The following is a 19,543-nucleotide window of genomic DNA, read 5'->3' on the forward strand; positions in this document are numbered from 1 at the left end:
ATGCGGTTCTCTCGTCTCTCGCTAGAACGATATGGTCGCTTCGAGGACTGCGCACTCAATTTTCGTTTGGGCTCTCCCGACCTTCATATAATTTACGGCGCCAACGAGGCTGGAAAGACCACATCGCTCGCGGCCGTGTCGGATCTCCTTTTCGGATTTCCGGTCCGATCGCCCTACAACTTCCTGTTCGACTACTCCCTGCTCCGCGTGGGAGCCGTCCTTGAGGACAGCGGCGCCACGCTTGCTTGCCGCCGGAAGAAGGGCTCGGCCGGCACTCTGCTCGACGCCAACGAGGCGGTGATCGACGATGCGCCCCTGAGGGCAATGCTCAAGGGGCAGACGCGCGAGACCTTCGGGCTATCGTTCAGCCTGAATCAGGATGCCCTGCGCTCAGGTGGCCGCGCCATGGTCGAAGCCAAGAACGACGTCGGACGAGCGCTCTTCGCAGCCGGATCCGGTCTGACTGGCGTCGCGGACGAGTTGAAGAAGCTCGAAGCGGAATCCGATGGCATCTGGGGTCCGACCGCGAAGGCAAGCCGGACGTTCACCCAAGCACTGCGAATCTATTCTGAGTCGAGCAAGACGGTTCGGGATAATGCGTTGAAGCCAAAGGCATGGTCCGACGCCAAGGCGACAAGCGAATGCACGCGAGAGGCGCTCGCGGCGGCGCGACGTGAGCGCGACCAAGTTCACGCAGAACTGAGCGGGGCGGAGCGCGTTCGCAGGCTAGCGCCGGTGATGCGCCAGCGCGACGAGCAATTGGCGTCGCTGGATACCTTCGCGGACGTCGTTGATCTGGGGCGGCAGCGCGAGGACGCCGCCGAGGCCCTGATCAACGAAGCTGAGGAAGCGGTGCGTCAGGCCACCGCTGCTGAGCTGCTCCAGCGCGACATAGCGGAGCGACGCGCTAAGATTGCTGCCGATACCGCGGTGCTCGACGAGAGCGAGGAGATCGATCGCCTGGTTGCAGACTCAGGTGCGGAAGCGAAGGCGGCACGGGATCTCGTCGGCCTCGAACAGGAGCGGATCGCCGCCACCGCAAACGTCGAACGGCTGCGAGCGGAGGCTGGCGTTAATGCCGACGCAACGCCTCAGCGTTCCGTGGCTGCGAAGCTGCGCGACCTTGCCCGCCGCCACGGCGAACATCAGGTCGCGAGCCAACAGCTAACCGAAAGCCGGCAAGCAATCGAAGCGCGTCGGGAGCGCGCCCAGAGCTCATTGGATGCCAGCCCGGCGGAGGCTACACCGGATGCTCTCGTGGATGCGGTCGATGCCGCGCGATCCCTCGGTGCCGACGCTGACGAGAGGGTCGAGGCCGCCCTTCGCCAAGCGGAGGTCGCCGGCATCGCGGTCGCTGCAGCTCTCGGCAGATTGGTCCCATGGAACGGCGACTTCGAGAGCCTCATCAAGCTCCCAACCGTTGGTGACCGGGAAATCGAGGTCGCGCGCGACGAGTTGGCCGCGCTTGCTGCAACGATCCGCCGCGAGGAGGACGACGCGCGTCGTTCGAACGAACTCGCTGCCGGCTTGGCCTTGGAGATCGCCCAGACCGCGACTGGAACGGCTGTCTCACCGGAGGAAATTCTCGAGGCGCTGCAGCTTCGCGAGAGCCGCTGGAGGCCGATCCGCGACCATGTTCTGAATGGCGCACCACTGGCCGGGCCCGCCGCCGCGGTCGAGGGCTTCGAGGCATGTGTTGCGTCCGTCGACGAGAAAATGGAGCGGCGGTTCAACCTAGCGGAGGCTTCGAGCCGGCTCACCGTCCGCGAACAAACGAAGGCTGGTCACGAACTGGAGGCATCACAGGCAGGGAAGCGAGCCGAGGACGCCAAGGAACGGCATGAGCAGTCGCTCAAAGTCTGGCTGACGCGGTTGGTCGATGCAGGCCTGCCCGAGTTGGATCCGTCCCGGTTCCAGACGTGGCAGGCCGACCGCATGCGAGCGGAGGCGGCACACTCAGAGCATCAGGATCTTCTGGCCGATGCCAAGCGGTCAGGGGCGCGACGCGACGCAGTCCGCCAAGCGCTCTCCGCCGCTCTGGCACTTGAGGATTCTGGCGGCCTCCTAGCTCCCGTGCTGCTCGCAGCCGAGCGTCGGCGTTCCTTGATCGAGGAGGTCGAGCAGAAGCGACGCGTTGCTCAGTCCGAACTGGACCAGGTCGCGATTGACGCTGAGGCACTGGAACAGCGGCAGGGGAAGCTCGATCCGGACATCGCGAAGAACGCGTTCGATTGGACGGCAGCCTTGGCTGAGGCTCGTCTGAACCTGGACGTCGTGACCTGCGGAGCAGTGCTGGACGTCCTCGACGAGCTTCGAGAGGCGACCGCCGGAGAGGCGCTACTCCGTCGACGGATAGATGGCATCAACCGCGATGCTCGTGACCATGCTTCGAGTGTCGATGCCATTGCCGACAGGATCGGCGTGCCCCCGGGCGATGCCGCAAGCCGCCTCCGCATGCTTCGGGAGCGACTGGCAGCAGCACGTTCATCGGCAACGCTCCTCGGCTCTCTGGACGAGGAGGGTCGACGGCGCGGCGGTGAGGTCGATGAGGCGCAGGCGAAGCTGAAGGCAGCCGAGGAGGCTCTCGGACCGCTGCTTGCCGAAACGAAGTCAGCGGATCGCCCCGCTCTTGGCGCGGCGATTGAGCGGTCGCGTGTTCTTCGCGCCTTGCGCGATGAGATTGCCGCGACCGAACGAAGGATCGTTGCTGATGGGGATGGCTTGGCCTTGGCAGAGCTGATCGCCGCTGTGTCGGACTCCAATCCAGACCAAATCGCCGAGCGTGTCGCATCGCTCAACGCGAAGCTCGAGGAACTAAACGAAAGCACCGACGAAGCCGCGACTGCACACGGGGATGCGCGCAGCACGTTCGCGGCGCTCGCGACAGAAGGCACCTCGGCGGTCGATGCGGCGACGGACGCCGAGCAAGCGAAGTCCGAACTGGAGGTCCTCGCCGAGCACTACATCCTGAAGCGATCGCAGGCGGTCATGCTGAAATGGGCGATCGAGAAGTATCGCGAGCGACACCAGGACCCGTTGCTTCTGCGAGCTGGCGAACTGTTCTCCATCCTGACGACCGGCAGATACGCGACGCTGAAGATCGATGCCGACGGCGCGACGCCGCGCCTCTTGGGCATGCGGGACGATCAGCGCACGATGGTGGAGGTGGATGCCATGAGCGAGGGCACTACGGACCAGCTCTTCCTTGCCCTGAGGCTCGCGGCTTTGGAGCAGTCCGTCGCCGCTGGTATCAGTTTGCCCTTCCTCGCCGATGATCTCTTCGTGAACTTCGACGATGAGCGGGCAGAAGCGGGCTTTAAGGTGCTCGCCGAGGTGTCGAAATCGACTCAGGTCCTCTTCTTCACCCATCACCCACACCTCGTCCAGATCGCGAAATCGGTGGTTGGCGCCGAGCTACACTCGGAGTGCTCGCTATCGTGACCAGACTGCCGGTTCGGACCGCATGACTCTCGAAGATGACCCCGCCCTTCATAACTGGGCACGAAGCCGAGACGAACTGTGGGCTTAGCACAACGGCAGATCTTCAAGGATTTCGACTTGTAAACCGACTTTCCGGATTGTCCGCCATCCAAGATGTTCAGTCCGGGGCCTGCGCGGGCCGCGGGAATGTCTGCTTGCAGGCGCCCGAAAAAGGGCAATCTAACGACCGCGATTGGGCGCTAATCTGCTGCTGCCGCATGGTGCGTTGTGGCGCGTCAAGACCGCCATATGAGGTTTGGGGCGCTGGCCTGATGATCGCGGCTTGAACCTGGACGCATCCGGCGTCTGGCGGGAGAGCCGTGATGACGCCCACCAAGCTGCTGATAGGTCAGATCCTCGTCGTCTTCGGCATCGTTATCGCCGGCGTGTGGGCGGCGACCCAATGGACGGCCGCGATGCTTGGCTATCAGGCCGAGCTCGGCCTTCCCTGGTTCATGCTCGGCGAGTTCCCCGTTTATTGGCCGTGGGCGATCTTCTCGTGGTGGTATCATTACGAGGCCTACGCGCCGCACGTTTTCGACAAGGCGGGGACACTCGCCGGTGCCAGCGGTTTTCTTGGCTGTGCCGCGGCCATCGCGGGCTCGCTCTGGCGTGCGCGCCAAGCCCGGCATGTCACCACATATGGTTCGGCGCGCTGGGCGACCAACGGGGAGATCGAGCGCGTCGGACTGTTCGGCGACGCCGGCGTGTTCCTCGGCCGGCTGCATGCCCGCTATCTGCGCCATGATGGCCCCGAGCATGTCATGGCGTTCGCCCCGACGCGTTCGGGAAAGGGCATCGGCCTTGTCGTGCCCACGCTGCTGAGCTGGACCGGCTCGGCCGTTATTCACGACATCAAGGGTGAGAACTGGCAGATCACCGCCGGCTGGCGGTCGCTTTTCTCGCACTGCCTGCTGTTCAACCCGACTGACTCGCGTTCAGCCAAATACAATCCCCTGCTGGAGGTCCGTCGCGGCGAATATGAAGTCCGCGACGTCCAGAATATCGCTGACATCCTCGTCGATCCCGAAGGCGCGCTCGAACGGCGCAATCATTGGGAGAAGACATCCCACTCGCTGCTCGTCGGCGCGATCCTCCATATCCTCTACGCCGAGGAGGAGAAAACGCTGGCGCGCGTCGCCACCTTCCTCTCCGATCCGCAGCGGACATTTGTCGACACACTCAAGCGGATGATGGGCACCAACCATCTCGGCACCAAGGAGGCGCCGCAAGTCCACCCCGTGGTCGCCTCAGCCGCTCGCGAGGTGCTCAACAAGAGCGACAATGAGCGCTCGGGCGTGCTCTCGACTGCGATGTCCTTCCTCGGCCTGTATCGCGATCCGACCGTCGCCGAGGTCACTTCTCGCTGTGATTGGCGCATCGCTGACCTGGTCGAGGCAGAGCGGCCGATCTCGCTCTATCTGGTCATTCCACCATCAGATATCAGCCGCACCAAGCCGTTGATCCGGCTCGTGCTCAACCAGATTGGCCGCCGGCTGACTGAACAGCTCGATGGCGGCGCCAGCGGTCGCAAGCATCAACTGCTGATGATGCTCGACGAGTTCCCGGCTTTGGGGCGGCTGGATTTCTTCGAGACCGCGCTGGCGTTCATGGCCGGCTACGGCATCCGCGCCTTCCTGATCGCCCAGAGCCTCAACCAGATCGAAAAGGCTTATGGCGAACACAACGCGATTCTCGACAATTGTCATGTGCGCGTGGCGTTCGCGACCAATGACGAGCGGACCGCACGCCGCATCTCCGACTCGCTCGGCACGGCCACCGAACAGCGCGCGATGCGCAATTATGCGGGGCATCGGCTCGCGCCCTGGCTCGCCCATGTCATGGTCAGCAGACAGGAGACCGCAAGGCCGCTGCTGACCACCGGCGAGGTGATGCAGCTTCCGCCCGCCGACGAACTGCTCCTAATCTCGGGGCTCGCGCCAATCCGCGCGAAGAAGCTGCGGCACTATGAGGACGACAATTTCCGCGCGCGGCTGCTGCCGACGCCAGTGCTTGCCGAAGGCGCATACAGCGATCGTCCCAAGGCGCGATCGAACGACTGGGGCAGTTTCGCCCGTAAACCCGACCCCCGGCTCGCCCGCGCCGAAGATGCGGCAACGCCGGATGAGGATGACGGTGGCCTTCAGCAGCAGCGCCATCCCGGCCTTGCTCAAGAACGCGTCGTGAAGCCCGAGCCGCCAAAGCAGCTCAAGCTTCTCGGGCTTGATCAGGACGACGCCGATCCCGCGACCGACAAACGCGCGATGGACCGGGCGCGCTCCCTTGTCCCGATGGTCCGCGGCCACACGCTGAACCAGGGCCGGGACCATGACGTCCTGCCGGGTCTGTGAGGGGCTGCCCATGAAAATGCGCCAGAATCTCTACATCGACCGACAGCTTGGCGAGGCACTGGAAGCGCTTGCGGCAAAGCCCGGCGCGACCAAAAGCGGGATCGTCAACGACGCGCTCGCCGCATGGATCGCGCGGCGTGGGGCAAAAGAGATCGACGATCTCCTCAAAGGGAGGCTCGACCGCATATCGCGCGAGATCGGTCATGCTCGTCGGGACATCGAAGTTCTGCTCGAAAGCCTGTCGCTGTTCGTGCGCTATCAGTTGATGGTGACGGCGCCGTTGCCCGAAGCCGACACCGCCGCGCGCGCGGTCGGTCGCGAACGGTTCGAAGCGTTCGTTGCCCAAGTTGGCCGGCAGATGTGTTCGGGCAAGCGCACGATTGGCGCGCTGGACGAAGCGGAGGCGGAGCGATGAGCGAAACGCCGTCCGACGCCAATAGGTTCGAGGGGCGCCGCCGTGCCATGCTGCGCACCGCAATGGGGCCGACCATTGGAGCGGCGCTCTCCGATCCCGCCGTCATTGAAATCATGGTCAATCCCGACGGCGTGCTTCGGCTCGATCGGTTGGGAGAGGGCCGGATCGACACCGGCACGCGATACGACCCGGCGCAGGTCGAGCGGATCATTCGCCTGGTTGCCAGTCATGCGCGGACCGAGATTCATGCTGCGTCGCCGATCGTATCGGCCGAGCTGCCCCCGCATGGGGAAGGCGCCGGCGAACGGTTCGAGGGTGTGCTGCCGCCGGTCAGCCTTGCGCCCTGCTTCTCGATCCGCAAGCCCGCCACGAAGATTTATACCCTGCTGGACTATGTGAGCGACGGCATCATGTCGGCCGACATCGCCCGACTGCTCAGCCTCGCCGTTGTCGATCGCAAGAACATCCTCGTTGCGGGCGGTACCAGCTCGGGCAAGACCACGCTCGCCAACGCGCTGCTCGCCGAGATGGCGCACCTCGACGAGCGCGTCCTCATCATTGAGGACACACGCGAATTGCAGTGTGCTGCGAACGACGTGGTGGCGCTTCGCACACGGCCCGGCATCGTCAGCATGGCCGATCTTGTCCGCTCGACGCTCAGACTTCGGCCCGACCGCATCGTCGTCGGCGAGGTTCGGGGCCGCGAGGCACTCGACATGCTCAAGGCGTGGAACACCGGGCACCCCGGGGGAATCGCAACCGTTCATGCCAATGGCGCCGTGGCGGCGCTCTACCGGCTCGAGCAGCTTGTGCAGGAAACGGTCGTCACCGTGCCGCGCCGGCTGATCGCAGCGGCCATCGACATGATCGTCTTCATCGCCGGCCGGGGTCTTGCCCGCCGCGTCGAGACGGTCGCCCGCGTCGCCGGCCTCGACGCGCAAGGTGGCTACGCCGTCCTCGACGTCACCCCCCAGCAAAATGGAGACTGAACATGCGCGCACTGTCACCTTTGACGCACAAAGCCAGGGTCCGCGGTCCCGAGCTTTGGAAACTCGCCGCCGTCGGCATCAATCTCGGCCTGGTCCTGGCGCTCGCGGGAAAGGCCCAGGCTGCGGGCTCCGGCATGCCGTGGGAACAGCCGCTCCAGCAGGTGCTGGAATCGGTTCAGGGTCCGGTCGCCAAGATCGTCGCGGTGATCATCATCATCGTCACCGGCCTGACCTTGGCATTCGGCGAGACTGCGGGCGGGTTTCGCAGGCTGATCCAGATTGTCTTCGGCCTGTCGATCGCGTTTGCGGCGTCTAGCTTCTTCCTTTCCTTCTTCAGCTTTGGCGGCGGAGCGCTGATCGCGTGACTGGCCCAAACACCTACAGCGCCGGCCAGATAGAGGGCTTCGAAGCGCCGCTGCACCGGTCGCTCGCCGAGCCGATCCTGCTCGGAGGCGTGCCGCGCGCCATCGCGATCGTCAACGGAACGGTTGCGGCCGCTCTCGGCCTCGGTCTGCAGCAATGGATAGCAGGACTGGTCGTCTGGGCAATCGGCCACACGCTGTTGGGTGTAGCCGCCAAGCGCGATCCCGACTTCGCGCCCGTACTGGCCCGCCATCTTCGTCAGAAGGGGCACCTCGGATGCTGAACCTGCGCGAATACCGACAGAAGGCCGATCGTCTGGTCGATCATCTGCCCTGGGCGGCACTGGTCGCACCGGGCATCGTCCTCAACAAGGACGGCAGCTTCCAGCGCACGCTGGCGTTTCGTGGACCCGATCTGGAATCCGCGACCGAGGCCGAGCTGGTTTCGGCCTGCGCGCGCGCGAACAACGTGTTCCGCCGGTTCGGCACCGGCTGGGCATTGTTCTTCGACGCCGAGCGGCGGGAGGCGCTTGGCTATCCGGCGAGCGATTTTCCCGACGCGGCGTCATGGCTGGTTGACCAGGAGCGCCGGGCCGGGTTCGAGAATGCTGGTCAGCATTTCGAAAGCCGGTACCACCTGACGCTCCTTTATATGCCGCCAGCCGATCAGGCAGATACTGCCGGCCGTGCGCTGGTCGAACGCAGCGACAACCATAAGGGCCGCGACTGGCGGCAGGCGTTGGCAGCCTTCATCGCCGAGACCGACCGCGCATTGGATCTGCTGTCGGGATTCATGGCGCAAGTGCGGGCGCTCAACGATGCCGAAACGCTGACCTTCCTGCACGGCACGATCTCTACTCGGCGGCACGATGTCGCCCGGCCCGAGACACCCATGTATCTCGACGGGCTGCTGGCGGACACGGCACTGACCGGCGGGCTGGAGCCGAGGCTGGGCGGCGAACATCTGCGCACGCTTACCATTCTCGGTTTTCCCAATCTCAGCCGTCCCGGCATCCTCGACGCGCTCAACCATCAGGATTTCGGGTATCGCTGGGTCACCCGCTTCGTCGCCCTCGACAAGACCGACGCGACCAAGGCGCTCACCAGGCTGCGACGTCAGTGGTTCAACAAGCGCAAGTCGATCACCGCGCTGCTGCGCGAGGTCATGTACAATCAGCCGGCCCAGCTCCTCGACAGCGACGCCGACAACAAGATGGCCGATGCCGATCTCGCGCTGCAGGCGCTCGGCGGCGATCATGTGGCGTTTGGGCATCTGACGACGACGATCACCGTGTCGGACGTCGACCGGGCAAAGGCCGAAGACAAGGTCCGCATGGTCGAGCGGATCGTGAACGGTCTCGGCTTCACCTGCATCCGCGAGCGCGTGAACGCAGTCGAGGCATGGCTGTCGTCGCTGCCCGGTCATGTCTACGCCAATGTCCGCCAGCCGCTCGTCCATACGCTGAACCTGGCGCACCTGATGCCGCTTTCGAGCGTTTGGGCGGGACCGGCGCGCAACGATCATCTCGACGGGCCGCCGCTGCTCTATGCGGAAACCTCGGGTTCGACGCCGTTCCGGCTCAGCACCCATGTCGGCGATGTCGGACACTTGGCTGTCGTCGGGCCAACCGGCGCGGGCAAGTCCGTGCTGCTGGCCCTGCTCGCACTTCAGTTCCGGCGTTATCCGGACGCCCAGGTCTACATCTTCGACAAGGGCTTCTCAGCCCGTGCCGCAGTGCTGGCGATGGGCGGCGCGCATCATGCGCTCGGCCTTGGCGGCGAGCATGATGGCGAAGCCCGTGCCATATCGTTCCAGCCGCTGCGCCATATCGACCGCGGCGACGAGCGGGCCTGGGCCTCGACATGGATCGCGGCGCTCCTCGCGCATGAGCGCGTCACCGTCACGCCCGAGATCAAGGAAAGCCTGTGGTCGGCGCTGAACAGCCTTGCGACCGCACCGGTCGAGGAGCGCACGCTGACGGGGCTCGCGCTGCTGTTACAATCGACAGCGCTGCGATCGGCACTTGCCCCCTATACGTTGGAGGGGCCGTTCGGCCGGCTGCTCGACGCGGCGGAAGATGATCTCGCCATAGCGAATGTCCAGTGCTTCGAGACCGAAGCGCTGATGGGCCAGGCCGGCGTCGTGGCGCCAGTGCTCACCTATCTGTTCCACCGGCTCGAGGAACGGTTCACGGGCAAGCCCACGCTGCTGGTGCTCGACGAGGCCTGGATCTTCCTCGACCACCCGCTGTTCGCCGCGCGTATTCGCGAATGGTTGAAGACGCTGCGCAAGAAGAATGTGGCGGTGGTTTTCGCGACCCAGTCGCTTGCCGATATTGCCGATAGCAGCATTGCGCCCGCCATTATCGAGAGCTGCCCGCAGCGCATCCTGCTCCCCAATGATCGGGCGATCGAGCCGCAGGGCCGCGCCGCCTATGAGCGGTTCGGCCTCAACGACCGGCAGATCGAGCTTATCAGCCGCGCGACCCCCAAGCGGCATTATTATCTCCAGTCCGCGCGCGGCAACCGGCTGTTCGAGCTGGGGCTTGGCCCGATCGCGCTGGCGCTGTGCGGCGCATCCGATCCAGCCACGCAAGCGCGCATTGACGCCATTCTCGCCGCACATGGCCCGCGCGACTTCGCCGCCAACTTCCTCCGCGACGCGGGGCTTGAATGGGCCGGGACGCTGCTCGCCGATTTCCTTGACCGTCAGTCCGCCGAAGGAGAAAACCCATGAAGAAATATGTCATTGCAGGGCTTCTTGGTGCCGCCGCCATCGGATCGTTCGGCGCCGGGCTTGTCGTTTCAGCCACGCCGGCCCGGGCGATCCCGGTGTTCGACGCGAGCAACTATGCGCAGAATGTGCTCACCGCCGCGCGAACGCTCCAGCAGATCAACCAGCAGATCCAGTCGCTCCAGAACGAAGCCCAAATGCTCGCCAATATGGAAAAGCATCTGAGCCGGATCGATTTCCCGCAGCTCGACCAGCTTCGCCAGAAGCTTGCAACAATCGACCGTCTGATGGGTCAGGCGCAGCGCATCGATTTCCGGGTCGATCAGCTCGACGCGAAGTTCCGTGCGCTGTTCCCCGACAGCTTCGACCAGACACTGCGACTCGACCGGCGTGTCGCCGACGCGAGGGCTAGGCTGGACACGGCGATGGCCGGGTTCCAGCAGACGATGACGGTGCAGGCGCAGGTCGTCGAGAATGTTCGCGATGATGCTCAGGTGTTGTCCGAGATCGTTGCGAAGAGCCAGGGCGCCGAGGGCGATCTGCAGGCGGCGCAAGCCACCAACCAGCTTCTCGCGCTCACCGCCAAGCAGCAATTCCAGCTCCAGCAATTGATGGCAGCACAGTTCCGCAGCGAATCCATCGAGCAGGCGCGGCGCGTGCAGGAAGCCCAGGAAGCGCGCGCCGCGACCCGGAAATTTCTCGGCAACGGCAAGGCCTACACGCCCGATTGAGCTGAGGCGCGCCGGCGGCCGACCCCGCTGCCGGCGTCGTCTCGTCGCGGGGGCCGCGCGAGACCCCCCAGCGAACCGCTCGGCCTGCGGCCCCGCGACAGATACTTGAAAGGTCAACACACGTGAACGACTTGGGCGTCATCGACCGATTTCTGGATGCCTTCATTCGCTACATCGATAGCGGGTTCGGGTTGCTCGGCGGCGATGTCGGTTTCCTGACCACCGTTCTGATTGGCATCGACATCACGCTTGCCGGCCTGTTCTGGGCGATGGGCGGCGAGGACGACATCATCGGCCGGTTCCTGAAGAAGATTCTTTATGTCGGCGCCTTCGCGCTGATCCTGAACAGCTTCTCGACGCTCGCCGACATCATATTCCGTTCCTTCGCCGGGCTGGGGCTGACCGCGGGCGGCGGCACGCTCTCAGCCGATGATCTCTTGAAGCCCGGTCGTCTCGCGGGCACCGGCTTCGAGGCAGCATGGCCCTTGCTCGACCAGGCATCGCAGATGCTGGGGTTCACCACCTTCTTCGACAATTTCTTGAGCATCATGGTGCTGCTGATCGCCTGGGTGCTCGTGATCTGTGCCTTCTTCATCCTCGCGGTACAGCTCTTCATCACCATACTCGAGTTCAAGCTCACCGCGCTCGCCGGTTTCGTGCTCGTGCCGTTCGCGCTGTGGAACCGCACGTCGTTCCTTGCCGAGCGGGTGCTTGGCTCGGTCGTAACCTCAGGCATCAAGGTAATGGTGCTTGGCGTGATCGTTGGCATCGGTTCCGGGTTCTTCGCTGATTTCGTCTCGGCCCTGCAGGGCAAGCAGCCCGATATTGGACAGGCGATGAGCCTCGTGCTCGCCAGCCTCGCCTTGTTCGGCCTCGGCATCTTCGGCCCTGGCATTGCCTCGGGACTCGTCGCCGGCGCCCCGCAACTCGGCGCGGGATCGGCGGTCGGCACCGCCGCGCTCGCCGCCGGTGGGCTGGCGATGGGCGGAGGCGCAGCCGTCGCGGCGACGCGCGGCCTCGCCGGCGCAGGTCTGGGCGCTGTCCGCGCCGGCACGACAATGGGCACAGCCGCGTCGACCGCCGCACAGCTTGGGCGAGAGACGGGCGGCAGTGCCATCGGCGGCATGGCGAGTGCTGCGAAAGGCGCGGCCACTCAGAAGATCGGGAACACTTTCGGGATCGGTGCCGCCGCCGAGCGCGGCCGCAACGCCACCTGGGCAGCGCTCAACCGTGCTGGCAGCGGCGGATCCGCCACCCCACAGCAAGCGGCATCGGACGCCGCCCCCGCATGGGCGCGGCAGCTTCACACCAGTCAGGCGGCCCGTACCCGCCGCCAAGCCGTGATCCACGCGCTGCGCGAAGGCGACCGCGGCGGCGCCGGCGCGACTCCCGATATCAAGGAAAGGGACTGATGCCCATGCGATTCAAACGCGCTGTGCAACGCTATGGGCGGACGCCCGAGCCCGAGACTCCCTACCAACGCGCAGGCCAGTTATGGGACGAGCGGATAGGGTCGGCGCGCGTCCAGGCCCGCAACTGGCGGCTGATGGCGTTCGGCGGGCTGATCCTCACGACTGGCCTTTCGGGCGCGCTTGTGTGGCAGTCGATGCAGAGCCGCGTCGTGCCCTATGTCGTCGAGGTCGACCGGCTTGGCGAGGCGCGCGCGGTTTCACTGACTGCGACCGACTATCGCCCGACCGATCCGCAGATCGCCTGGCATCTGGCACGGTTCATTTCGAACATTCGCTCGAAATCCCTCGACCCGCTGATCATGCGCGAGAACTGGCTCTCGGCCTATGACTACGCGACCGACCGGGGCGCCATCTTTCTCGGGGAGCATGCACGCGCCTCCGATCCGTTCGCCGATATCGGCGACAAGACCGTGGCGGTGCAGGTGACGAGCGTGGTGCGCGCCTCGGACAACTCCTTTCAGGTCAAATGGACCGAGAGCCAGTATGATCGCGGCAGCCTGGCCGGAGTCTCGCGATGGACCGCGATCCTGACCGCGAAAGTGCGCCCGCCGCGATCCGCCGAGATACTGAGGAAAAACCCGCTCGGACTCTATGTCGCCGCGATCGACTGGAGCCGAGAACTGGACGCGCCGGCACCCGCGCCCACGCCGCCACCATTGCCTTCAGCCCCGACCGTCAACCTCCCGCTTGGCTCGCCGCTCGATCCAACGCTCGGGCCCGAGCCGACCAATCGGCCCACTTCTTCGGAAAGGACACCGCAATGATGCGATCTCTTGCCCTGTCGGCATCGCTGCTGACCCTCTTGGCCGCCGGTCCGCTTTCCGCGGCTCCATCGGGCGGCGAACCTCGCGACATAGCAACGCCCGCCACGCGGATCCTGTCGGCGAACCGCGCCGCGACGCGCGAGCCGTCGAGTGCCGGCTACTTGGGCGCGATGCAGGTCTATCCCTATGCCGAAGGCGTGCTCTATCGGCTTTATACCGCCCCGGAACGCGTGACCGATATCGCGCTCCAGCCTGGCGAGACCGTCACGGCCGTGGCCGCTGGCGACACGGTGCGCTGGACCGTCGGCGACACGACGAGCGGCAGCGGTGATACGCGCCGCACGCACATCCTCGTCAAACCATTCGCGGCCGGGCTCAGAACCAATATCGTCATCACCACCGACCGCCGCACCTATCACCTGCAACTTGAGAGTACTGTCGCGACCGCGATGATGGCGATCTCCTGGACCTATCCGGCAGATGCGCTGCTGGCGTTGCGGCGTGCGGAAGTGGCGACACAGGCCGCAGCGCCGGTCGCAACCGGGCTTGCGATCGAAAATTTGAGTTTCGGCTATGCGATCAGCGGCGACGATCCGCGCTGGCGGCCGATCCGCGCTTTTGATGATGGACGGCAGACCTTCGTCGAGTTCCCGCCGAGCATCGCGGTCGGCGAGGTGCCGCCGCTGTTCGTGCTCGATGAAGACGGCAAGGCCAGTCTCGTCAACTATCGCATGGCCGGACGCTATTATGTGGTCGACCGCCTGTTCGACGCTGCCGAACTCCGGCTCGGCGGGAAGCGGCAACAGACCGTCCGCATCAGTCGGCACGGTGGCGATCGGCGCGGCGGACACCGGCGGAGGGCGTCGTGAGCGACCAGGCACCCGCCACAGCTTCGCCGCCGCCCAAGCTCGATCCCGAGACTTTGGTGCTGCGCGCCAGCCCTGGGCGCATGGTGCGGTTCCGGCGCGGCGCGATCATCGCGATCGCAGCGCTCGGCTCTGCCGCGATTGTCGGCACTGCCTGGATCGCTCTCAAGCCCGCGACCTTCCGTATCATCGGCGGGAACGAGGATCAGGCAGAGGTCGGCGCCAAGCCACCCGCCGAAGTGCTGGCCGGAGCGCCAAAGAGCTATGGCGATGTACCTGAACTCGGACCACCGCTTCCTGGGGACCTCGGCCGTCCGATCTTCAAGCACAACCAGGCGATCGGGGCGACTGCATCGACGGAACAAGATGAGGTCGCACAGCGCGCCGCACAGGAGGCCGAGGCCGAGCGACAGCGCCTCGCCGCCGAGCGTAAGGCCGCACGCGAGTCCGGGGTGATGATGCAGCTTGCCAGAGCGTCTTCGTCAAGCGGTACTGCCGAAGCCGCGCTGACGGATGCGCGCGTTGCAGCATTCGCCGGAGAAGTGGCCACTGGGGAGCGTCAGCCCGATCCTGGGGGCGACCAGAACCGCCAACAGCGAAAGCTGGACTTCTTGGCCCAGCGTGATGCCAACAGTGACGTCAATCCGCACGGGCTCACACCGGCGGCTTCACCGTGGATGTTGAGTGCGGGCAGTGTCATCGCCGCGAGCCTGATTACCGGGCTCAATTCCGATCTGCCGGGACTGGTCACGGCGCAGGTGACGGAAAATGCTTATGACAGTGTGAGCGGGCGAACGCTGCTGATTCCGCAAGGATCGCGGCTGATCGGCAGTTATGACAGCGTGGTGGCGTTCGGACAGAAGCGGGCACTCGTCATCTGGCAGCGCATCATCCTGCCCAACGGCTCTTCGATCCGCATCGACAATGTGCCCGCCGCCGATACGCAAGGTTATGCGGGCCTAGCCGACAAGGTGGACCTGCATAGCTGGCAATTGCTCAAGGGTGTGGCGCTCTCGACGCTTCTTGGCATCGGCACCGAACTCAGCTTCGGCAGCAGCGAGAGCGACCTTGTTCGGGCGATCCGCGAATCCACCCAGCAGAGCGGCGCGCGCGCGGGAGATCAGATCGTGATGAAGAACCTCAACGTCCAGCCGACGATTCGGGTGCGGCCAGGTTGGCCGCTCAGGGTTGTGATCCATAAGGATATTGTCCTGCGCCCATGGCGCGCGGCGGAACGCTAATCATGGCCGAGCTCAAGCTCGCCAAGCTGCCGGACCGAACTCCGGTCAAACTGACGATCAGCGTCTCGCCCGATCTGCACCGCGCCCTCAATCAATATGCCGCGCTCTATTCCGAGATCTATGGGCAGGAGGAACCAATCGCGGAGCTCATCCCGGCAATGCTGGGTAGCTTCCTTGAGAGTGATCGTGCCTTTGCGCGCGCACGGCAGAAGCCGCAGGTTGGCTAATACGGAAAGGCCTCCGATCATGAAGCGGCGACAACAGTCTCATCGTGCAACGGAGAGGGTAGAGCCAAACCTTCGGCCGATTTCGGTTCGGATCCCGGTTGCTGTCAAACTCACCGGCATAAGTCGATCCAAGCTGTACGAGCTCATCAAGGACGGGTCGCTGCAGACGGTCAAGGTGGGATCGTCGACGCTCATCCCGATCGACAGTCTCGAGCGTTTCATCGACGCAAACAGAAGCTGAAAGCGAATCGGCCTTCATCCGCGCGTCTGAAGCTGTGTGCTCCGGAGACGCACCCCACACGCACGTCAGCCGTCTCAGAAATCCAGCGACATCCCGGCGCGTCTATTGGTGATGTATTGGTGATGTTCGCGCTTTGATCTCAATCGATCGCCGCTAACCCATTGAAAAATATGGTGACCCCTACGGGAATCGAACCCGTGTTTCAGCCGTGAAAGGGCCGCGTCCTAACCGCTAGACGAAGGGGCCTGAGCCAGAGGCGCGCCATTACGGTCTTGCGCCCGCGGGGTCAAGGCTCGGCGGCGCTCTTTTTTTAGTCGACCCATGCCGCGTCGTCGATATGCAGCTCGGCCGCCGGGCGGCTTGCCCAGTCGTCGATCTTCGCGCGGCCCGCGATCCACAGCCTGCGGTCGCGTGGCGCGCCGAGCAACGCCTGGCCGAGCGGCGTCTCGGCGGCGCGGAAGGCGACCGCCTTGATGCTGCGCCCGTCATCGCCCGCCACGATCACGCGGACATGGCCCGTGCCGACGATATCGGCCTTGATCACACGCACAGGCCCGGCGACGACGCGCGGCGCGGGCCAGCCCATGCCATAGGGGCCGCCAACCTCAAGCGCCTCGACCAGCGCCGGGGTGACGCCGCCGGGTGCAAGGACGGCGTCGAGCAGCAGAGCACGTTCGCCGTCGGCACGCGTCACATCGGCGGACAGGCGCGCGTCAAGAAAATCGGCGAACGCGTCGATCTTGTCGGCGGCGACGGTGAGACCCGCGGCCATGGCGTGACCACCCCCCGCGACAAGCAGGCCGCTGTCCTTTGCCGCGAGCACCGCGCTGCCGAGGTCAACGCCGGCGACCGAACGCCCCGAGCCCTTGCCGACGCCATCCGCGTCGATCGCGATCACGATTGCGGGGCGGCCGAGCCTTTCCTTCAATCTGCCCGCGACAATGCCGATCACGCCGGGATGCCAGCCCGCGCCCGAAACCACCGCCACCGCGCGATTGTGCTGCGTAAGTACCGCGGCCTCGGCTGCCTCCTGCACCGCAGCCTCGATCGCGCGGCGTTCCTCGTTCAGCCGGTCGAGCTCGGCGGCGATCTCCTGCGCTTCAGCGGGATCCTCGGTGGTTAGCAGGCGAACGCCGAGATCGGACTTGCCGACGCGTCCACCCGCGTTGATCCTCGGGCCAAGCGCAAACCCCAGATCAGTTGCGGTCGGTGCGCGGTTGAGGCGCGACGCGGCGATCAGCGCGTTGAGCCCGATATTGCGCCGTGCCGCCATCACCTTGAGCCCCTGAGCCACAAAGGCGCGATTGAGACCCCTCAGCGCTGCGACATCGGCGACGGTGCCCAGCGCGACGATGTCGAGCAGGTCGAGCAGCCGGGGTTCGGCGCGGTCGGCGAAATAGCCGTGCTGGCGCAGGCGCCGGATGAGCGCCGCGCCGAGCAGGAAGGCGACGCCGACCGCGGCGAGATGACCATGCGATGCGCCCTCGTCCTCGTCGAGCCGGTTCGGATTGACGAGAGCGTGCGCGACCGGGAGCGCGCTTGCGCATTTGTGGTGATCGACGACGATCACATCCACTCCGGCGTCCCGCGCCATGTCGAGCGCCTCGAAGGCCTGTGCGCCGCAATCGACGGTGACGATGAGCGTCGCGCCGCCCTCCGCGAGCCGCACCAGCGCCTCGCCCGAGGGGCCATAGCCTTCCATCAGCCGGTCCGGGATATAGGGACTGGCCGCGAGCCCCAGGTCGCGCAGCAGCCGGATGAGCAGCGCCGCCGAGGTCGCGCCGTCGACGTCATAGTCGCCGAAGATCGTCACCTTTTCCTGCGCGAGCACCGCGGCGGCGAGGCGATCGGCGGCCTTGTCCATGTCGCGGAAGATCGAGGGATCAGGCATGAAGCCGCGGATGCTGGGCGCGCGGTGCGCCTCAAGCTCCTCGCGGGGGCAGCCGCGGGTGAGCAGGAGCTGGGTTACGAGATCGTCGGGCTGGAAGCCCTCGTCACGCGTATCGGTCTGCATCCCGCGCCAGCGCCAGGGCTGGCCGAGGATCGAATGGGTGACGTTGAGGAGGGGGGCGTTAGGCATGGATCGCGCTTGTGTTCGCACTTTTCCCGTGGATCGTGAAATAAAGTTGCGCGCGTTGAGCCGTGCCGCATCGCGCGACCTGACCATGGCAGATCGGCGCCGTGTAGGACAGCAATCATCGACACGGCGCTATCCTGCAGATCGGCGACTGGATCGGCGACTTTCGTGCGTTCTGGACGCCACGCTTCGAGCGGCAGACGCAGAGGCCAATCGATTGGAAGCAGACGTAGATACGGCCAGTCGCCTTGTTCAGGCAACGACCAGCCAATGCTGACAGAATGTCACGCCTTGCGGTTTACCGCCTGATCAGCGGCGGCGGATAATAGCTGCCATCCGCAACCCCGCCCCGAGGCCCGTAGAAGCGGAAAGTGAGGCTCCACGGCTTGCCCCTGGTCGGCAGCCAGTTCCCTTCCGGGGCGTCGTCCGGCTTGTCGGGCGCGAAATAGAGCGTCAGCGAACCGTCGTTCCCATAGGTCAGCTTCGATTCCTTGTTGAGCAGGAAGCGGTTGAGCGAATTGGGCAATACGCGGCGATGGAGCCGGTCCACCGCGATGACCGACCAGAAATATTTCGCGTATTTCGAGGGGAGGTCGTCCGCGGGGAAGGTCAGCGTATAGGATCCGTCTGCCTCAAGATCCGCACCGCTGCTGTCGAGTGCGCCACGATAATAGAGCACCTCCTCGAAGACATTGGCCCAGATGCCGCCATAGTTGACGGTCGTGCGGGTCAGCCAGTCATCGCCCCAATGGCCGCAGCAGGATGGCCGGGCCCAGCCGTTCCGGATCGTGCCGCGGCCGATATAGGGAGCGGCGGCGCCGAAATCGTGCTGCGCCTTCTGCCGGACCACTTTGTCGATCCGCTCGCGTTCTGCGGGGTCCTTGATGGCGACCGCAATGGCGCGGGTATTGGCCTGCAGCGTCTCCATGCCGGGGCTCAAATCCTTTTCGGTGTCGAGCGCAAGCGTGGCAGACTCGAATGCCTCGACGCCGGGCAGCGCGGCCATGTCGAACATCACCGTCCGCGGAATCTCCGGGAGTTTGGGACTGCCCTGAATCTCGAACTTGAACTGGTGCTGGAGCGCGATCGCGTCGTCCCAATTGGCTCCCAGCTCCACGCGCAGCAGCACGCGCGCGGCCTTGACGGGCAGATCAACCCGCTGCGCGACGGCGGGGATGTCGACATTGCTACCCTCAAGGCACACTGCGAAGAGACCGTTGGGATGATCCGGATACACCCTCTCATTGATGTTCGCGACGGTCTCGCCCCAGCCGTTCAGAAACTCGACGACATAATAGCGCCCCTCGATCGCGGGCACCGTTACCAGCAGGCAGCTATTCTCATCGATCGCCACCCAGGCTTCGGAATAGGCGACGTCGAGATTGGGATTGGGCCAATCGACCTGCCCGGGCTTCCTGTGGATGAGCTGGTTCCAGACAAAGCCTTCTTCGTCGAAATCGACCTGCTGCTGGCGCGTGATCAGCAGCCGCCCGAGCAGATAGATATAGGCATCGCTGATGTCCTGATCGCTAAGCTGCAAGTTGCTCGATTGCGGCATGGGCTGGGGATCGATAGTCGTCATGACATACCTCC

At 65.1% G+C, this 19,543-nt stretch carries 16 protein-coding genes and 1 tRNA gene; 14 read left to right on the plus strand and 3 right to left on the minus strand.

Annotated features, from left to right (window positions below; genetic code table 11):
- The 14 genes from D3876_RS08615 (at position 1) to D3876_RS08680 (ending at position 15,873) form a co-directional block, all read left to right on the plus strand.
- The gene (locus tag D3876_RS08615; protein ID WP_119761422.1) at positions 1–3,441 is read left to right on the plus strand and encodes an ATP-binding protein; all 3,441 of its coding nucleotides are present in this window, start codon (positions 1–3) and stop codon (positions 3,439–3,441) included.
- 362 nt (positions 3,442–3,803) lie between these two features.
- Positions 3,804–5,831, plus strand: coding sequence for a conjugal transfer protein TraG (locus tag D3876_RS08620; protein ID WP_119761424.1), 2,028 nt, complete (start codon positions 3,804–3,806; stop codon positions 5,829–5,831).
- Between the two features lie 10 nt (positions 5,832–5,841).
- Positions 5,842–6,246 carry a CopG family transcriptional regulator gene (locus tag D3876_RS08625; protein ID WP_182911959.1) on the plus strand — a complete coding sequence of 135 codons (405 nt, stop codon included), beginning with the start codon at positions 5,842–5,844 and terminating at the stop codon, positions 6,244–6,246.
- The gene (gene trbB / locus D3876_RS08630) at positions 6,243–7,235 is read left to right on the plus strand and encodes a P-type conjugative transfer ATPase TrbB (protein ID WP_220475443.1); all 993 of its coding nucleotides are present in this window, start codon (positions 6,243–6,245) and stop codon (positions 7,233–7,235) included. The genes D3876_RS08625 and trbB overlap by 4 nt, the downstream gene beginning before the upstream one ends.
- A gap of 2 nt (positions 7,236–7,237) precedes the next feature.
- On the plus strand, positions 7,238–7,600 hold the full coding sequence (locus tag D3876_RS08635) for a TrbC/VirB2 family type IV secretion system protein (protein WP_182911960.1): 363 nt from the start codon (positions 7,238–7,240) through the stop codon (positions 7,598–7,600).
- Positions 7,597–7,881, plus strand: a complete 285-nt coding sequence (locus D3876_RS08640) for a VirB3 family type IV secretion system protein (RefSeq protein ID WP_119761426.1) — start codon at positions 7,597–7,599, stop codon at positions 7,879–7,881. Before D3876_RS08635 ends, D3876_RS08640 begins: the two co-directional genes overlap by 4 nt.
- Complete coding sequence (gene trbE, locus D3876_RS08645) at positions 7,875–10,334, plus strand: conjugal transfer protein TrbE (RefSeq protein WP_119761428.1); 2,460 nt, start codon at positions 7,875–7,877, stop codon at positions 10,332–10,334. The genes D3876_RS08640 and trbE overlap by 7 nt, the downstream gene beginning before the upstream one ends.
- A complete protein-coding gene (trbJ, locus tag D3876_RS08650; RefSeq protein ID WP_119761430.1) occupies positions 10,331–11,062 on the plus strand; it encodes a P-type conjugative transfer protein TrbJ in 732 nt (243 codons plus the stop codon). Before trbE ends, trbJ begins: the two co-directional genes overlap by 4 nt.
- A gap of 122 nt (positions 11,063–11,184) precedes the next feature.
- The gene (gene trbL / locus D3876_RS08655) at positions 11,185–12,474 is read left to right on the plus strand and encodes a P-type conjugative transfer protein TrbL (protein WP_119761432.1); all 1,290 of its coding nucleotides are present in this window, start codon (positions 11,185–11,187) and stop codon (positions 12,472–12,474) included.
- Positions 12,475–12,479: 5 nt separating this feature from the next.
- Positions 12,480–13,298, plus strand: a complete 819-nt coding sequence (gene trbF, locus D3876_RS08660) for a conjugal transfer protein TrbF (RefSeq protein ID WP_119763626.1) — start codon at positions 12,480–12,482, stop codon at positions 13,296–13,298.
- Complete coding sequence (gene trbG / locus D3876_RS08665; protein ID WP_119761434.1) at positions 13,295–14,167, plus strand: P-type conjugative transfer protein TrbG; 873 nt, start codon at positions 13,295–13,297, stop codon at positions 14,165–14,167. The genes trbF and trbG overlap by 4 nt, the downstream gene beginning before the upstream one ends.
- On the plus strand, positions 14,164–15,405 hold the full coding sequence (locus tag D3876_RS08670; protein ID WP_238475305.1) for a TraB/TrbI/VirB10 family type IV secretion system protein: 1,242 nt from the start codon (positions 14,164–14,166) through the stop codon (positions 15,403–15,405). The genes trbG and D3876_RS08670 overlap by 4 nt, the downstream gene beginning before the upstream one ends.
- A gap of 2 nt (positions 15,406–15,407) precedes the next feature.
- The gene (locus D3876_RS08675) at positions 15,408–15,632 is read left to right on the plus strand and encodes a DUF2274 domain-containing protein (RefSeq protein ID WP_119763628.1); all 225 of its coding nucleotides are present in this window, start codon (positions 15,408–15,410) and stop codon (positions 15,630–15,632) included.
- A 19-nt stretch (positions 15,633–15,651) separates the two neighbouring features.
- Positions 15,652–15,873: a helix-turn-helix domain-containing protein gene (locus D3876_RS08680; protein WP_119761435.1), complete on the plus strand. Its 222-nt coding sequence runs from the start codon at positions 15,652–15,654 to the stop codon at positions 15,871–15,873.
- Between the two features lie 171 nt (positions 15,874–16,044).
- Here D3876_RS08680 and D3876_RS08685 read toward each other — a convergent pair.
- The 3 genes from D3876_RS08685 to D3876_RS08695 all read right to left on the minus strand — a co-directional run bounded on the left by D3876_RS08685 (position 16,045) and on the right by D3876_RS08695 (position 19,532).
- Positions 16,045–16,119: transfer RNA gene (locus D3876_RS08685), tRNA-Glu, on the minus strand.
- Between the two features lie 64 nt (positions 16,120–16,183).
- Positions 16,184–17,953 (minus strand): single-stranded-DNA-specific exonuclease RecJ, encoded by a 1,770-nt coding sequence (recJ, locus tag D3876_RS08690; RefSeq protein ID WP_119761437.1) that lies wholly within the window; start codon positions 17,951–17,953, stop codon positions 16,184–16,186.
- A 295-nt stretch (positions 17,954–18,248) separates the two neighbouring features.
- The gene (locus tag D3876_RS08695) at positions 18,249–19,532 is read right to left on the minus strand and encodes a DUF1214 domain-containing protein (RefSeq protein ID WP_119761439.1); all 1,284 of its coding nucleotides are present in this window, start codon (positions 19,530–19,532) and stop codon (positions 18,249–18,251) included.
- Positions 19,533–19,543 lie beyond the last annotated feature (11 nt).

Origin of the sequence: Sphingomonas cavernae, assembly GCF_003590775.1 — a bacterium.
Lineage (GTDB): Bacteria > Pseudomonadota > Alphaproteobacteria > Sphingomonadales > Sphingomonadaceae > Sphingobium_A > Sphingobium_A cavernae.

Excerpts from the sequence above, each read along its gene's own strand:
- D3876_RS08615 (WP_119761422.1), top strand. The coding sequence starts at position 1 with ATGCGGTTCTCTCGTCTCTCGCTAGAACGATATGGTCGCTTCGAGGAC.
- D3876_RS08620 (WP_119761424.1), top strand. The coding sequence starts at position 3,804 with ATGACGCCCACCAAGCTGCTGATAGGTCAGATCCTCGTCGTCTTCGGC.
- D3876_RS08625 (WP_182911959.1), top strand. The coding sequence starts at position 5,842 with ATGAAAATGCGCCAGAATCTCTACATCGACCGACAGCTTGGCGAGGCA.
- trbB (WP_220475443.1), top strand. The coding sequence starts at position 6,243 with ATGAGCGAAACGCCGTCCGACGCCAATAGGTTCGAGGGGCGCCGCCGT.
- D3876_RS08635 (WP_182911960.1), top strand. The coding sequence starts at position 7,238 with ATGCGCGCACTGTCACCTTTGACGCACAAAGCCAGGGTCCGCGGTCCC.
- trbE (WP_119761428.1), top strand. The coding sequence starts at position 7,875 with ATGCTGAACCTGCGCGAATACCGACAGAAGGCCGATCGTCTGGTCGAT.
- trbJ (WP_119761430.1), top strand. The coding sequence starts at position 10,331 with ATGAAGAAATATGTCATTGCAGGGCTTCTTGGTGCCGCCGCCATCGGA.
- trbF (WP_119763626.1), top strand. The coding sequence starts at position 12,480 with ATGCGATTCAAACGCGCTGTGCAACGCTATGGGCGGACGCCCGAGCCC.
- trbG (WP_119761434.1), top strand. The coding sequence starts at position 13,295 with ATGATGCGATCTCTTGCCCTGTCGGCATCGCTGCTGACCCTCTTGGCC.
- D3876_RS08675 (WP_119763628.1), top strand. The coding sequence starts at position 15,408 with ATGGCCGAGCTCAAGCTCGCCAAGCTGCCGGACCGAACTCCGGTCAAA.
- D3876_RS08680 (WP_119761435.1), top strand. The coding sequence starts at position 15,652 with ATGAAGCGGCGACAACAGTCTCATCGTGCAACGGAGAGGGTAGAGCCA.
- recJ (WP_119761437.1), bottom strand. The coding sequence starts at position 17,953 with ATGCCTAACGCCCCCCTCCTCAACGTCACCCATTCGATCCTCGGCCAG.
- D3876_RS08695 (WP_119761439.1), bottom strand. The coding sequence starts at position 19,532 with ATGACGACTATCGATCCCCAGCCCATGCCGCAATCGAGCAACTTGCAG.